Raw genomic sequence first — 14,592 nt, forward strand, 5'->3', positions numbered from 1 at the left:
CCTGGTTGCCATGCCCTGCTCCTCGATGCGACTATTCGTACCCAGCCGTACGGCTATTTGTGCCGCGGCTCAGGCTAGGAGACCGTGGTGCCCACAGGCAAGACCGAGAGTTCGCCCCCCACCCAGCGTGTGGTGGCCATCGTGGAACTGCTCGCCGCCCAACGCGACTCGCTCACCGCCGCCGAGATCGCCGACACCCTCGGCCTGAACCGCTCCACCGCGGGCTCCATCCTGGCCGCCCTGGCCGACCGCGGCTGGGTCCGCCGCCTCCCCGACCTCAGCTACGAACTGGGCGGCCGCCTCGCCGCCATCGGTGCCCGCGCCGCCGCGAGCCGTCACGATCGTGCCTGGTTGGAGCGCGAATTGGAGGAACTGGCTGACCGCGTGAATTGCGGTGCCGCCCTCACCGCGCTCAGCGGCGGCCACCTCAAATTCGTCGCGGTCACCCGCGACCGCCTCACCGTCGGCATGGAATCCGGCGTCCGCATCCCCCTCCTGGCTCCCGCCGGCGCCGCGATCATCGCCCACACCGGCAAGGCCCGCCAACGCGACTGGCTCGACACCCGCGGCACCGAACGACGTGACGAATATCGCGCCGTCCTCGACACCCTCCGCACCGCCGGCTACTGCGCCTGGCGCCTGGAACCCGACAGCCTCCCCGGCCTCCGAGTCCTCTCCGACGTGGCCACCCACCTGGCCGAACACCCCGGCGACAAGGACCTCCGCGGCCGAGTCCTGGCCCAGCTGGCCACTTTCGGCGGCAGCGCCTACGACCAGCCCACCTTCGACTCCGACGCCACCCTCCCCCTCAGCTACATGAGCGCCCCCGTCTTCGACGACAGCGGCCACGCCGTCATGGAACTCCAGATCGGCCCCCTCCGCCCCGACGTCACACGCCAAGAACGCCGCCACTACCTCGCCGAACTCTCCGCCGCCGCCCGCCGCATCGGCGACGGCCTCGAATCCATCCCCTCCCGAACCCACCGATTGCCTTCCTGAACCGCTGGGGCGCGCGGACTACGGCGTCGGGAGCAGGTATCCGTTGCCGGTGCGAGCCATCACGGTGTCGGGCACCAGGACCTCGCGACCGCCCATCTTCAACTGAAGCTTGTCCCCGTACCAGCGCACAGCGTGAACGAACTCCGCCCCGCCGACGCCGTCGTCCTTGGTGAAGATGTAGTAGCCGGACGGCGGTCCCTCACTCGCATTTCCATTCCCGGCCCCGCTGCGCCCGGTCCCCTGCCAGCAGTGCCCAGTCGTGTGAGCCCGCTGGTTGATCTGCTCATCCGTGGAACCCGCCCGCACCTCGGTCAGACGATCCCAGTCATCGGCCCAACCGGCCGACCGGGTGATGTCGATCATCGCCACCGGTTGCCCATCCCGCCCGGCTCCCGCGAGCGCCGCATCGAAACGCCCGCCCGCCTCAGTCTGTTTCGTCGCCTCGACACCGAGCTGATGAGTCACCGTGCACGTCGCCTGCGGAGAACTCCGCGTCTCCGCGCCCCCACATGCCACCGCCAAGGGAAGCGCCACGGCCAGTAGTCCTATGGTTTTCGCCTTCACCGGATCACTTCACCCCCGGCAGTGGAATCTCCGCGCCCTCGGTGCCGCACTGCGCGACGACATTGGCCAAGGCTCGAATCTTCCCGGTATCAACGGGGATTGTCATGGGAGTCCTCGGCGATCACGTGTAGAGGTTGGACGACAGGCGGTACGGCTGGCCGTTCTCGTCGTCGGACCATTCGGGTTCCGGCCGGACCGGGGCGGTTGCTTTCGTCTCCTCCCGAACAATGTCCTGATAGACCTTGTTCGCTTGTGTTTCCGCATCCAACCGCGCCAAACGGTACTGTCTGACGATTTCCGCTTCGAGCAGTTCGGTGCCTTCGCTGACCGCATGCGGGGACAACTTGATCTGAGTGATCTGCCCCCACGCGTCCACCTCGATCGCCATGGTGCGGTCTTCGGCCCGCGCTCGCGCCCTCGCCTCCCCGATCGCTTTGTCGATCTTCGCGGCTCGTGCGCCCCGCTCGTCCACGTTGCTGCCCCTACCCTTCATTCAGCTGAATCGTCGGCCAGGCGACCTCCCCCCGGCTGAATCGCAACTCTACCGAACGATTTCATGGCGTCAGTGGGGCGCGCGAACGATGGCGTGCCCGGCGGGCGGACCTTGGAACACCTCGGCGGCTACGCCGCGCAGTGCCGGTAGCGGCGCTGTCGGTGCGTGGCGCTATTGGAGTTCGCGGGTGGTGGCGATCAGGAAGGTGATGGTGTCGCGGACTTTGGCGTCGGTCATCTTCAGGGGGACCGAGCTGGTGGCGGCGATCTTGTCGTCGATCGCGATCATGCCTTCCCAGGTGCCGATGCGGGTGAGGAAGGAGTCGTCGGCGGAGCGCCAGACTTCTTCGTCGAAGCCGTCGAGGCGGTGGTAGCGGCCGCCCTCGGGGTCGGTGTGGTCTGGTTTGCGCATATTGCGGAGGGTCAGCCAGGCCACGTAGGGGGCTCGGGGCTTCAGGTTGAGGTAGCAGGAGCCGTTCATGCCGATGGTGGCGTTGATGGTGCCCTGGCTGAGTTCGGCTACCTGGGCTTCGGGGACGCCCAGGGTGGTGTGGAAGAAGTCGAGCATGCGGGTGCACACGTCACGGTTGGAGTGGGCGGAAGGCGTTGAGCCGGGGTCGGATTGGGAGGCCGGGGACGAACCGCAACCCGCCAGCGCGAATACGACTGCGACCAGCAGGTATCGGAGGATCCCCCACCGTCTTCCGAGCACCACGACCTCCTGTTCGGGGCGGAGCGTAACAGGATGGCGGGGGCCCGCCAACCGGAGTGGCGCAGTTGCGCCTGGACGCCCAACGCTGCGTGAGACGCGGATCACGCTGGCGCGCAGTGACTTCCGGGAAGCGGTATGGAGAGGGGTCAGAGCACCTTGGCGATGGCGGGGACGATCTTCGCTATCGCGACATCCGTGGAATTCGGGGTCCAGGTCTGGAAGGCCTGGGCGGTGGCCGGGTCGTCGACGATGACCAGGCGGGCGTGGGTGAGGCTGGAGGACAGGAAGGAACTCGGCAGGCCACGCAGGCCGCCATTGCCCGCCTGCTTGTCGGTGCGCACGATGATGACCAGGTCGACGTCGGGGACCGTCTCGCCGGACGCGGACAACGGGCGCGGGGACGTCTCGTCGGGCTTGGCGCGGAAGTCGGTCGCGTAGCGGAAGCCGATGTCCTGCAGGAACTTCGCCTGCTCGCTCGAATCCAGGTCGACGGACAGCGAACTGTCGCCGAGGTTGTAGGCGGCCACCGTCTTGTTGAGGAACGACGGATGCGCGGCGCGGACCTGGGCCGGGGAATCACTGGGTGTGGAGGTGGTCTGAGTGACGGTGTCGCCGCCGGAATCCTGGTGCGTGGCCAGGTAGACCGCGGTGCCGGAAACACCCAGCAGCGCAACGGCCGCCGCCACCGCGAGGGCACGCCAGCGGGTGGTGCGGGAGCCGCGGGTCCCCGAGTGGATCGGCTGCGGCCGGGTGATCCGCTCGGTCGGCCGTTCGCTCTCGACGATCGGCGGCGCGGAGGGCATCCGGCCCTGCAAGGCGAGCGCGGCGTCCTCGGTGAAGTCCCGGCAGGTGGCGTAGCGGCCGTCGGGATCCTTGGCCAGCACCTTCGCGATCACCGCGTCCAGCGCGGGCGGCAGATCGGCGCGCAGCGTGCCCAGCGCGGGCGGCGGATCCTGGAGGTGACCCAGCGTCGCCTGGGCGATGGAATTCACCGGGAACGGCGTGCGCCCGGTGAGCAGCTTCACGAAAGCGCAGCCGAGACTGTAGATATCGCCGCGATGATCCAGCGGCCCGGCGACCAGCCGTTCGGGGGCCGCGTAGGCGAGGGTCGCCATCATGGCGTCGGTGGCGGTGAGTTCGCGGCCGTCGGTCACCGACTTGGCGACGCCGAAGTCGGTGAGCAGCACCCGTTCCTCGCCCGGATGCGCGTCCTCGTCGCGGGAGAGCAGGAAGTTGGCGGGCTTCACATCCCGGTGCAGCAGCCCGCGCCGATGCGCGTAATCCAGGGCCTTGCCCACCTCGGTGACGATGCGCAACGCCCGCTGCGGCGTCATCCCCTCGGGATGCTGTTTCAACTCCACGGAGGCGTCGGTGCCGGGGACGTACTGCATCGCGATCCACAGCCGCCCGTCCTCCTCACCGCGCGCGTAGACCGTCACGATGTTCGGATGATCCATTTCCGCAGCGAGATTCGCCTCGCGCGCGAACCGCGCCCGATACACCTCGTCGTGAGATAGGTCGTTGCTGAGCACCTTCAGTGCGTCGAGCCGCCCCGGAAACATGGGATCCTGCACCAGATAGACGGTCCCCATCCCGCCACTGCCCAGCACCCGGATTATCCGATGTCCGCCCACAACAGTGCCGGGCCGCAACGGCATTCGCATCCTCCTAGCGCGCGGCCGGGATTCCGGCCTTGTCGAATGTAGCAACCTTCACGATGCCCGTCCGGGCTCAGATGTGCCCGTACGCGAGCAGCTTGTACTGGGCCGAAAGCCGTTGGCGCAGATCCTGGGACTGGTCGGCGGACACCTCGGCCACGTAGCGCTGGTAGGGCAGGTAGCACATGAACTTCGCGCCGATGGCGTACTTCACGTCCTTCAACTGCAGGCAGCGGGCCGTCGCCAGGCCGGGTGGCGGGTCTACGGGCTTGTAGCGGTCGAGCAATTCGTCGACGAAGGCGGCGATGAAGCGCTGGGCGGCCGCGTCGTCCTTCGTCCGGTAGATATTGCTGAGCGAACTGGCCATCACGTCGATTCCGGCGTCGGCGTACGCGCGGCGGGAGGCGACCGGTCGATCGTCGTGGCTGAGGGCGGCGTGCGGGCCGTACAGTCCCTCGCTCGCCCGGGACTGGCCCTTGCCCGCGGGCAGCACGCGACTGAGCAGGTCGTCGGGGTCGCTGAACAGGCCCGCCAGCTGGTCGGGCGGGGTGGGACGATAGTCCCGCATCGATTCGATGGCCTTGTCCAGCATCCGCTTCGCCACGTCGATCAGGAGGGCGGGACCGTCAGGCACGGTCAGGTCGTCCTCGACGTACAGCCGGTACAGGTACTCGCCCTGCGGGTACAGGGCCCGCACCGATTCGAGGGAGGTGAGCGCGGCCCGCGCGGCCGGATAGCCGGGGATCTGCACCGGCCCCTTGTCCGGATACTCCGGACTCGCCTGCGAGGCAAGGAAATCCGCGGCCGTCGCGGCCTGCGCGGGTTTGCCGAAGCGCAGCACGGTGATATGCACGCTCAGCCCGAGCGTGGTGTCGTACCGATGCCGGCCCCCGGTCTGCCAGCCCGCGACCAGCCCGGGGGCGCGATCGTTGAAGCCGTCGATCCCCATCGGCGGATAGTCCGCGGTGATCGCCGGCCCGGCGGACCCGTACCCCAGTCGCTCGTCGATCTCCAGCGGCAGCGGGACGTGCTCGCCCAGCCGGATCGCCTCCTGCACCACGTCCGCGACGCTGATGTCGGGCTTCATGGTGGTGATCTGCCGCGGCACCACCGGATAGTTCCCCGGATCCAATTGCGACACATCGACGGTCGCGGCGGGCGACGCGGGCGCGGCGGGGTCGGTCGGGCCGGACCCGCAGCCGCCGGCCAGCACGGCCGCCACCGTCAACGCCAGCAGCCGGGTGCTCGATCGTGCGATCCTCATGGCGCTATCCGCTCCTGGCCAGCATCGAATACTGCGCCGACACCCGCTGCTCGAACGAGGCGGGCGCGCCGCCACTGAACCGGGCCTGCGCCCCGATCACCGCCACGTACCGGCCGTAGACCACCGCGCACAGATAGGTGGCGTCGCGGATCGGCTCGGGTTCGTCGAGCCGCACGCAGTGCGCGTCGGTGATGCCCGCGGGGTTCGGGACCTCGTCGTCGTCGCGGCCCAGCCGGGTCAGCGCGGTCTGTAGACCGAAGGCCGCCTTCAGATCCCGGGTGCGGTACACGGTCGCCCCGTTGCGCGCCACCAGATCCACCCCGGCCGCCTCGAACGCGGGCCGCGCCACCGCGGTGTCGCGCTCGAAATGCAGTGCGCCCGCGGGCGTGTAGACCCCGCCCCGGCCGCGACCCCCGTATTGGTCGGAGTCCGAGCTGTCGTACTGATTGGGCAGCGTCAGATCCAGGATCTTGTCCGGATTGCCGGGCAGGTCCGGAAGATCCTCGAGCGGTGTGGGTTTCAGGTCCGCCATCGCGGTGAGCTGGGCGCGCAGCATGTCCCGCAGCCGGGTGCCGAGCGCCGCCGGATCGTTCTGCGGGATCACGGCGTGGCCGATGATCACGTACACGCCGCGCGCCGCGACCACCTCGCCCTTCTCGTCGGTGCGGGAGGAGGCCCGCACACTGTCGTGGGTGTCGGCGGGCAGATCGGCGGTGTCGATCGGAATCGGGTGCCGCCCAGGGTCGTTCAACGCCTCCCAGTACCCGTCGACGGCCGCGCGGGCGGCCTGCTCGGTCGGGAAGCGCTGGATGGCGAGGGTGATGTGCTTGCGGGCCCGCACACTGTCGTTGTTGCGCCAGATGTAGGCGCCCGCGATGAGCCGATTGCGTTCCGCGACCGGCTGCCAGTTCTTCGGGAACGGCCCGTTGTCGTCGTCGAAGTCGCCGCCGGAGCTGCTCAGCAGCCGGGCCCCGCCCAGATACCGGACGTCGGGATCGATGCGGTCGGGTCCGGCCAGATACGACATCATGCGCCGCGATTCGATCGCGTACGCGTCGGCGACCGTGCCGTAGAACGGCACGAATTCCGCCGGGGCCGACGGATAGGGCCCGACCTTCAGTTTCGGCAGATCGGCCGCGGTCATGCCGGGCACCGCGTGTCCGGACACCGGCCACGACCCGACCGCGTACCCCGCGCCGAGGACCGCCACGGCGGCCACCGCCAACGCCACTGTCCGCAGTCGTCTCATCCGGTCACCCGCTCGTCAACAGCACGTACTGCGCGGCCGTCTTCTGATATAGCTCGGCCAGGTTGGACGCGCCGACCTGCACGGTGTACTTGTCCACGTGGAAGGTGCACTGGTGGAACATGACCCGCCCGTTCTCCAGATCCGCGAAGCAGCCGATATCGCCCGGGAAACGCGGCGGCGGGTCGATGGCCCGATGCTTGTCGGAGGGTTCGTTGGCCGGATTCCACTTGTCCCACAGGGCGCGTGCCGCCGCGCCGGTGCGGCTGTGGAACACCAGCGCGTCGCCGTAGCCGACCAGATCGACATCGCCGATGGTGAGGAACTCCAGGTCCGTGCCGTCGAGACTCTGCAACGAGCCGCGGCCGGTGTACACCCCGTCCGGGTCCGGGCGCAGCGGCAGTTCCGGATTCGTCGGCAGGGTGCGGCCGAGAATGCCGTCCGGGTCGAGCGGAATGTGCTCGAACTGGTCGGCCGGCGTGGGCTGGAACTTGTCGAGCAGCGGCAGCGCCACGTCGAGCATGCGTTCGGTGCGCGCGCTCAGATCCGCCAGATCCGGCGCGGCGGCCAGCTCGTCCACCAGCTTGATGTACACGACGTAGCGGTCGCGCACCGTCCACGAGCCCAGCGACGCCACGTTAGGCCGCCAATGCGCGGTGCTCGCAGGGTATTTGGCCAGCGTCACCGGTTGATTGCCATTGTTGTAGGTGAAGTCGTCGTGTTCGAGCACCGGACCCACCGCCGCGGCGCGCCCGGCGTCGGGCAGTTCCAGCACCGCGATGCTGAGCCTGCGGTGCTTCTCCTCCCTGCTCTCGCCGGTGCACCAGGTGGTGACCCAGCCACCGCGCAGATCGTGGGCGACCTCGTCGAAGGTGTCGTTGATGACGATATTGCCCAGGCCCTTGTGGTTGGTGACGACGTGCGGGCGGACATCGTTCGAGCACTCGTAGGCGTAGTCGTGGTCGGCCTCGAACGGCAGCGCCACGTAGTCCGACAGCCGCTGCGACTCCCGGATCCGGGATTGCTTGCCGGTCTTGGCATTTCCCACCGTGCGCGGCGTGGTTTGGTAGTTGCCGACCTCCAGGCTCGCGGGGTCGGTCGGCTGCCGCACCGCGTGGCCGGGAACGCTGCTCGCGCAGCCGGTTCCGGCCGCGAGCGTCATCGCGAGGCCCATCAACGCCGCGAACAGTCTCACCGTCCCCTCCTCCCGGGGCGGATTTTACCGTCGCTCAAGACTTCTCGCGCGCCTTCGGACGCGCCGGGTGTGGTCTCGGACACGATCGCGCGGCAATCCGGGCACCGTGACGTCTCGGTCCGCGCGCCTCGCCCGGCCGCTTCCGGGCCGGTCTCCGTTAGCACGGCGGCGAATTCCGTGGTCGGAGGCGCGTAACCCTCACCGGCAGGCATGTATCGCGGTGATTAACACAAATTCGCAAGCGGAGAGTCCGGCCTGTGAAGATTGCACCGAACGGGACTTCGATGCCCGATCCGTATCCCCGGGCAGGTACCTTCTACGCATGTTCTCCAAAGTCCTGGTCGCCAACCGCGGCGAGATCGCCATTCGCGCCTTCCGCGCGGCCTACGAACTCGGCATCGGTACCGTCGCGGTTTTTCCGTACGAGGACCGCAACTCCGTGCACCGGCTCAAGGCCGACGAGGCGTACCAGATCGGTGAGCCCGGTCACCCGGTCCGCGCGTACCTGTCGGTCGAGGGCATCATCGAGGCCGCCAAGAGCGCGGGCGCGGACGCCATCTACCCCGGGTACGGCTTCCTGTCGGAGAACCCGGACCTGGCCGCCGCCTGCGCCCGTGAGGGGATCACCTTCATCGGCCCGGCCGCCTCGGTCCTCGAACTGACCGGCAACAAGGCCCGCGCCATCGCCGCGGCCAAGGCCGCCGGACTGCCGGTGCTGCGGTCCAGCGAACCGTCCGCCGATGTGGACGCGCTGATGACGGCCGCGGAGTCGATGGAGTTCCCGCTGTTCGTGAAGGCCGTCGCCGGTGGCGGCGGTCGCGGTATGCGCCGCGTCGCGGACCCGGCCCAGCTGCGCGAGTCCATCGAGGCCGCCGCGCGCGAGGCCGAATCCGCGTTCGGCGACGCGACGGTGTTCCTCGAGCAGGCGGTGGTCAACCCCCGCCACATCGAGGTGCAGATCCTCGCCGACCAGCAGGGCAATGTCATCCACCTCTACGAGCGCGACTGCTCGCTGCAGCGTCGCCACCAGAAGGTGATCGAGCTCGCGCCCGCCCCGAACCTGGATCCCGCACTGCGCGACCGCATTTGCGCCGACGCCGTGGCCTTCGCCAAGCAGATCGGCTACTCCTGCGCGGGCACCGTGGAGTTCCTGCTCGACGAGCGCGGCAACCACGTCTTCATCGAGATGAACCCGCGCATCCAGGTCGAGCACACGGTGACCGAGGAGATCACCGACGTCGACCTGGTGCAGTCGCAGCTGCGCATCGCGGCGGGGGAGAGCCTCGCGGATCTAGGCCTGAGCCAGGACGCCATCCACATTCGCGGCGCCGCCCTGCAGTGCCGCATCACCACCGAGGACCCGGCCAACGGGTTCCGCCCCGACACCGGCCGCATCACCGGCTACCGCTCCCCGGGCGGCGCGGGCGTGCGCCTCGACGGTGGCGCGAACGTCGGCGCGGAGGTCGGCGCCTACTTCGACTCCATGCTGGTCAAGCTGACCTGCCGCGGCCGCGACTTCAACGCCGCGGTGGCGCGGGCCCGCCGCGCGGTCGCCGAATTCCGCATCCGCGGCGTGACGACCAACATCCCGTTCCTGATGGCGGTGCTCGACGACCCGGACTTCCGGGCGGGCCGGGTCACCACCTCGTTCATCGACGAGCGGCCGCAGCTGCTCACGCTGAAGAGCTCCGCCGACCGCGGCACCAAGATCCTCAACTACCTGGCCGACATCACCGTGAACAAGCCGCACGGCTCACGGCCGACCAAGGTGTACCCGCACGACAAGCTGCCCGCCCTCGACCTGACCGTGCCGCCGCCGGCGGGCTCGCGGCAGCGGCTGCTCGAGCTCGGCCCCGAAGGCTTCTCGCAGTGGCTGCGCAACCGGGAGGGCGTGGCCGTCACCGACACCACCTTCCGTGACGCGCACCAGTCGCTGCTCGCCACCCGCGTGCGCACCAACGGCCTGCTCGACGTGGCCGGGCACGTGGCGCGCATGACGCCCGAGCTGCTGTCCATCGAATGCTGGGGCGGCGCGACCTACGACGTGGCGCTGCGCTTCCTCTACGAGGACCCGTGGGAGCGGCTCGCCGCGCTGCGCGAGGCCGTGCCGAACATCAACCTGCAGATGCTGCTGCGCGGCCGCAACACCGTCGGGTACACGCCGTACCCCGAAAAGGTCACGCGCGCTTTCGTTTCCGAGGCCACCGCCACCGGCATCGACATCTTCCGCATCTTCGACGCGCTCAACAATGTCGACCAGATGCGCCCGGCCATCGACGCCGTCCGCGAAACCGGCACGGCCCTGGCCGAAGTCGCGCTGTCCTACACCGGCGACCTGTCCAACCCGAACGAGGACCTCTACACCCTCGACTACTACCTCAAGCTCGCCGAGCAGATCGTCGAGGCCGGGGCGCACGTCATCGGCATCAAGGACATGGCCGGCCTGCTGCGCGCACCCGCCGCGTCCACCCTGGTCACGGCGCTGCGCCGGGAGTTCGACCTGCCGGTGCACGTGCACACGCACGACACCCCGGGCGGCCAGCTGGCCACCTACCTCGCCGCCTGGCAGGCCGGGGCCGACGCCGTGGACGGCGCGTCCGCGCCGATGGCGGGCACCACCTCGCAGCCCGCGCTCTCGGCCATCGTCGCCGCGGCCGCGAACTCGCCCTACGACACCGGGCTGAACCTGCAGAACGTGTGCGACCTCGAACCGTACTGGGAAGCGCTGCGAAAGGTGTACGCGCCCTTCGAGTCCGGGCTGCCGGGCCCGACGGGCCGCGTCTACCACCACGAGATCCCCGGCGGGCAGCTGTCGAACCTGCGCCAGCAGGCCATCGCGCTGGGCCTGGGCGACCAGTTCGAGGAGGTCGAGGCGAAATACGCCGCGGCGGACCGGATGCTGGGCCGCCTGGTCAAGGTCACCCCGTCCTCCAAGGTGGTCGGCGACCTGGCGCTGGCGCTGGTCGGCAGCGGCGTCGACGTCGACGACTTCGCCGCCGATCCGGCCCGCTACGACATCCCGGACTCGGTGATCGGTTTCCTGCGTGGCGAACTCGGCACCCCGGCCGGTGGCTGGCCCGAGCCGTTCCGCAGCCGCGCCCTCGAGGGCCGCGGTCCCGCCAAGCCGGAAACCCAGCTGACCGTCGCCGACGAGGCCGGACTGAACGGAACCTCCGCCGAACGCCGCGCCACCCTCAACCGGCTGCTGTTCCCCGGACCCACCGCCGAATTCATCGCCCACCGCGAGAAGTACGGCGACACCACCGGGCTCTCGGCCAACCAGTTCTTCTACGGCCTGCGCCACGACGAGGAACACCACGTCCAGCTCGACAAGGGCGTCACCCTGCTCATCGGCCTGGAAGCCATCTCCGAGCCCGACGAGCGCGGCATGCGCTCGGTCATGTGCATCCTCAACGGGCAGCTGCGCCCCATCCAGGTGCGCGACCGCTCCATCGCCAGCGAGATCCCGGCGGCGGAGAAGGCCGACCGGAACAACGCCGGCCACATCGCCGCCCCGTTCGCCGGTGTGGTGACCCTGGCCGTCTCCGAAGGCGATTCGGTGTCCGCGGGTGACACCATCGGCACCATCGAGGCCATGAAGATGGAAGCCGCCATCACCGCCCCGCGCGGCGGCGTGGTGCGCCGCGTCGCCATCGCCAAGGTCCAGCAGGTGGAGGGCGGCGACCTGCTCGTCGACGTGAACCTGAACGAGACCGCCGCCGAATGACCCGCATCGTGGCAGGTACCGCCGGGGGCCGACGCCTACGCGTCCCCCCGGCGGGCACCCGCCCCACCTCCGACCGCGTGCGCGAGGCCCTCTTCAGCTTCCTGCACGCCCGCATGGATTTCGACGGCCTGCACGTCCTCGACCTCTACGCGGGCTCGGGGGCCCTGGCCCTGGAAGCCCTGTCCCGCGGCGCTTCCCACGCCCTGCTGATCGAAGCGGACCGCAAGGCCGCCGCCATCATCCGCGGCAATATCGGCGACCTCGGCCTCCCCGGCGCCGACCTCCGCCAGAACAGCGTCGGCTCGGTGCTTTCGGGTGCCGCCCCCGAACGCTACGACCTGGTCTTCTCGGACCCGCCGTACGACCTCGACGTCGCCGACGTGCAATCCGACCTCCGCTCGCTGGCCGAGAACGGGTGGTTGCACAACGAGGCGCTCATCGTCGTGGAACGCTCCACCCGCTCACCCGAAGTGGTCTGGCCCGACGGGTTCGAACCCCTGAAGTCGCGCACCTACGGCGAGACCCGCCTCGACTTCGCCGAGTTCGCCGGAGCCAACTGACACACGGGCTTTCGCTGTTTCGGCGGGTGTGCCCCGGTCGCGGTCGATAGAATCACCTCGGGGTGAGCGATCGCGGTGAGGGGGTTCGAGCGGTGCACACAGGACGCGTCGCCGTCATCGGCCTCGGGGCCGCGGGCCTGTCCGCGTGCGTGGCGGCAGCGGAAACCGGGTGGTCGGTCATCGGATTCGATCGGAGCACCATCGGCGCGGACGCCGCGGCCTCCGCGGGCCGGTCGAAGATCATCAGGTTCGGATATTCGGACCCGTTCTACGCCGAGCTGATGCGCGATACCCGGCCACGCTGGGAGCGGCTCGAGCACGACACCGGAATGCCGTTGATCGATCTGTGCGGGATGCTGCACTTCGGGATCGGCGGGGAATCGGGGACCGACGCGGTCATCGAATCGCTCGAACGGTCGGGTCAGGACTGCGAAATCCTCACCGGCGGTGAGTCGGCCGCGCGGACCGGATTGCACCTGCGGGCCGGGGAAATCGGCGTCTACGAACGCAATGCCGGGATGATGACCCCGGCATCGGTGCTGCGCGCGCTCGCGGTCCGGGCGAATGCGCTCGGCGTGACCCTGCGCGAGAAGGCCGCCGTGTCGGCGATCGACGAGACGGGCGGCTCCGTCACCGTGGTGACATCGGACGGGCCCGTACCCGTGGATCGCGTAATCATCGCCGCTGGTGGACAATTCGGGCGATTCGCGCTTGCTGCCGCCGCTCGAATCACGGTTACCCGCCAATATCAGATCGTCTGCGAATCGACCGAGCCCATCGCGGGCGGTCACGGGTGCAGCTGGATGGACGTCACGGCCGACGAGTGGTACGGGATGGTCAACGCGGGCAACGGTTTACAGATCATGGGCGTCCACGAGCCCGCGACCATCGTGGACGCCGACCAGCCGATCGAGGACGCGGAACTGAAGGCATCGGTCGATGTGCAACTCGAGTACCTGAGGGAACGGCTGGCGCTGAACTCCCGGCAACTCACCCTTCGCGAAGTCCGGACCTGCCACTACACCAATACGGCGGCCAAGGATTTCGTGATCGACCGCCTGCCGGGCCGCTCGGCCGTGCTGCTCAGCGCCTGCTCCGGGCACGGCTTCAAATTCACCATCACCAGCGGCTACCTGGCCGCGCAGCTCGCCTGCACCGACGCGGCGCCGGTTCCCCGCTTCCAGCTGTCCGCCACCTCCACCGAGGCGCAGCCATGACCACCCCGACTCCGCAGCCTCCACCGGAACTGCCGGTGAGCAGCAATACCGCCGCCAAAGTCACGCTGATCATCGGAATCCTCGTCACCGTCCTGGGCTCGATGTGGGGCATCATCTCGAGTTCCGGCGGCAAGGTCGTCGCTCCGATCGACACCATCATCGCCGGGGCGCTGACCGCGGTGGGCGGCGGCATCGTCGGCGCGTCGATGCAGGATCTGTTCTCCCGCACCAACGTCGAACGCGGCCTCAGCGCGGTCTCGCGCATGATGTCCGATGTGGTCGCCGAGAACTCGCGGGTTCTGACGGCCATCACCGAGCGGATGACCGATGTCGCCGACGGGATCGGCGGCTCCGCCCGGGCATCCCACGACACCATCCGCAATACCTTGGCCGGTTCCCTGTCCGCGCGGTTCGTGTCCGACGAACAGCAGCTCGCCCCGCTGCGAAAAACGTGGCATCACTATCACGTCACCCAAGCCGGACGTGAATTGCGCTGGTTGTATTCGATATTCCCCTTGGACACGGGCACCAGCCCCTCGACGATCACCACGCCCATCGTCCTGGTCGATCTCGCGAGCGTCGCGCATGTCTACAACGCCGAGGTCGGCATGCGAACGAATCGACTGTTCGTCAACTTCACCCGCGCCGACGGCACCGAGCCGAGCTGCTCGGAGATATTCCCGCACATGCAGACCTTCCGCGACATCCACGCCGGCTTCGGCATCCGCCAGACCTGGGACGGCTCGCACCTGCTCGGCCGCGCCATCATGAGCGAACGCCCCGTCATCCCCGACGCCGAACCCGGCATGATCCCCGCCGAGCACAACACCACCCTCGACGACGTCTGGCTCACCGGCTTCATCCAGAACCGCATCCACCTCGACGACCTCCCGGTACCCCAGTCCTGAGGGTCGACCGACCTGTTTGTGAAATTTCGGGCTGACACCCGACGGATTTC

General features: G+C 69.0%; 12 protein-coding genes. 5 read left to right on the plus strand and 7 right to left on the minus strand.

Annotation, left to right across the window (positions count from 1 at the left end; genetic code table 11):
• Positions 1 to 87 precede the first annotated feature (87 nt).
• Entirely contained in the window at positions 88 to 999 is a 912-nt protein-coding gene (locus tag ACQP06_RS09935; RefSeq protein WP_433671941.1) for a helix-turn-helix domain-containing protein, read from the plus strand.
• Positions 1,000 to 1,017: 18 nt separating this feature from the next.
• Here ACQP06_RS09935 and ACQP06_RS09940 read toward each other — a convergent pair whose 3' ends face one another.
• The 7 genes from ACQP06_RS09940 to ACQP06_RS09970 all read right to left on the minus strand — a co-directional run bounded on the left by ACQP06_RS09940 (position 1,018) and on the right by ACQP06_RS09970 (position 8,130).
• The gene (locus tag ACQP06_RS09940; RefSeq protein WP_433671942.1) at positions 1,018 to 1,563 is read right to left on the minus strand and encodes a hypothetical protein; all 546 of its coding nucleotides are present in this window, start codon (positions 1,561 to 1,563) and stop codon (positions 1,018 to 1,020) included.
• A gap of 121 nt (positions 1,564 to 1,684) precedes the next feature.
• Positions 1,685 to 2,035, minus strand: a complete 351-nt coding sequence (locus ACQP06_RS09945) for a YbaB/EbfC family nucleoid-associated protein (RefSeq protein ID WP_433671943.1) — start codon at positions 2,033 to 2,035, stop codon at positions 1,685 to 1,687.
• A 192-nt stretch (positions 2,036 to 2,227) separates the two neighbouring features.
• Complete coding sequence (locus ACQP06_RS09950) at positions 2,228 to 2,767, minus strand: hypothetical protein (RefSeq protein WP_433671944.1); 540 nt, start codon at positions 2,765 to 2,767, stop codon at positions 2,228 to 2,230.
• Between the two features lie 146 nt (positions 2,768 to 2,913).
• A complete protein-coding gene (locus ACQP06_RS09955) occupies positions 2,914 to 4,425 on the minus strand; it encodes a serine/threonine-protein kinase (protein ID WP_433671945.1) in 1,512 nt (503 codons plus the stop codon).
• A gap of 73 nt (positions 4,426 to 4,498) precedes the next feature.
• On the minus strand, positions 4,499 to 5,689 hold the full coding sequence (locus tag ACQP06_RS09960; protein WP_433671946.1) for a DUF7373 family lipoprotein: 1,191 nt from the start codon (positions 5,687 to 5,689) through the stop codon (positions 4,499 to 4,501).
• A gap of 4 nt (positions 5,690 to 5,693) precedes the next feature.
• Positions 5,694 to 6,938: a DUF7373 family lipoprotein gene (locus ACQP06_RS09965; RefSeq protein WP_433671947.1), complete on the minus strand. Its 1,245-nt coding sequence runs from the start codon at positions 6,936 to 6,938 to the stop codon at positions 5,694 to 5,696.
• Between the two features lie 4 nt (positions 6,939 to 6,942).
• A complete protein-coding gene (locus ACQP06_RS09970; RefSeq protein ID WP_433671948.1) occupies positions 6,943 to 8,130 on the minus strand; it encodes a DUF7373 family lipoprotein in 1,188 nt (395 codons plus the stop codon).
• Positions 8,131 to 8,452: 322 nt separating this feature from the next.
• Here ACQP06_RS09970 and ACQP06_RS09975 point away from each other — a divergent pair, with 322 nt between their 5' ends.
• The 4 genes from ACQP06_RS09975 to ACQP06_RS09990 all read left to right on the plus strand — a co-directional run bounded on the left by ACQP06_RS09975 (position 8,453) and on the right by ACQP06_RS09990 (position 14,542).
• Positions 8,453 to 11,857, plus strand: coding sequence for a pyruvate carboxylase (locus ACQP06_RS09975; protein WP_433671949.1), 3,405 nt, complete (start codon positions 8,453 to 8,455; stop codon positions 11,855 to 11,857).
• Positions 11,854 to 12,417 carry a 16S rRNA (guanine(966)-N(2))-methyltransferase RsmD gene (gene rsmD, locus ACQP06_RS09980; protein WP_433671950.1) on the plus strand — a complete coding sequence of 188 codons (564 nt, stop codon included), beginning with the start codon at positions 11,854 to 11,856 and terminating at the stop codon, positions 12,415 to 12,417. Before ACQP06_RS09975 ends, rsmD begins: the two co-directional genes overlap by 4 nt.
• A 92-nt stretch (positions 12,418 to 12,509) precedes the next feature.
• Complete coding sequence (locus ACQP06_RS09985) at positions 12,510 to 13,634, plus strand: FAD-dependent oxidoreductase (RefSeq protein ID WP_433671951.1); 1,125 nt, start codon at positions 12,510 to 12,512, stop codon at positions 13,632 to 13,634.
• A complete protein-coding gene (locus tag ACQP06_RS09990; protein WP_433671952.1) occupies positions 13,631 to 14,542 on the plus strand; it encodes a hypothetical protein in 912 nt (303 codons plus the stop codon). Before ACQP06_RS09985 ends, ACQP06_RS09990 begins: the two co-directional genes overlap by 4 nt.
• Positions 14,543 to 14,592 lie beyond the last annotated feature (50 nt).

Origin of the sequence: Nocardia sp. CA-136227, assembly GCF_050955695.1 — a bacterium.
Taxonomy (GTDB): Bacteria; Actinomycetota; Actinomycetes; order Mycobacteriales; family Mycobacteriaceae; genus Nocardia.

Excerpts from the sequence above, each read along its gene's own strand:
- ACQP06_RS09990 (WP_433671952.1), top strand. The coding sequence starts at position 13,631 with ATGACCACCCCGACTCCGCAGCCTCCACCGGAACTGCCGGTGAGCAGC.
- ACQP06_RS09975 (WP_433671949.1), top strand. The coding sequence starts at position 8,453 with ATGTTCTCCAAAGTCCTGGTCGCCAACCGCGGCGAGATCGCCATTCGC.
- ACQP06_RS09960 (WP_433671946.1), bottom strand. The coding sequence starts at position 5,689 with ATGAGGATCGCACGATCGAGCACCCGGCTGCTGGCGTTGACGGTGGCG.
- rsmD (WP_433671950.1), top strand. The coding sequence starts at position 11,854 with ATGACCCGCATCGTGGCAGGTACCGCCGGGGGCCGACGCCTACGCGTC.
- ACQP06_RS09955 (WP_433671945.1), bottom strand. The coding sequence starts at position 4,425 with ATGCCGTTGCGGCCCGGCACTGTTGTGGGCGGACATCGGATAATCCGG.
- ACQP06_RS09965 (WP_433671947.1), bottom strand. The coding sequence starts at position 6,938 with ATGAGACGACTGCGGACAGTGGCGTTGGCGGTGGCCGCCGTGGCGGTC.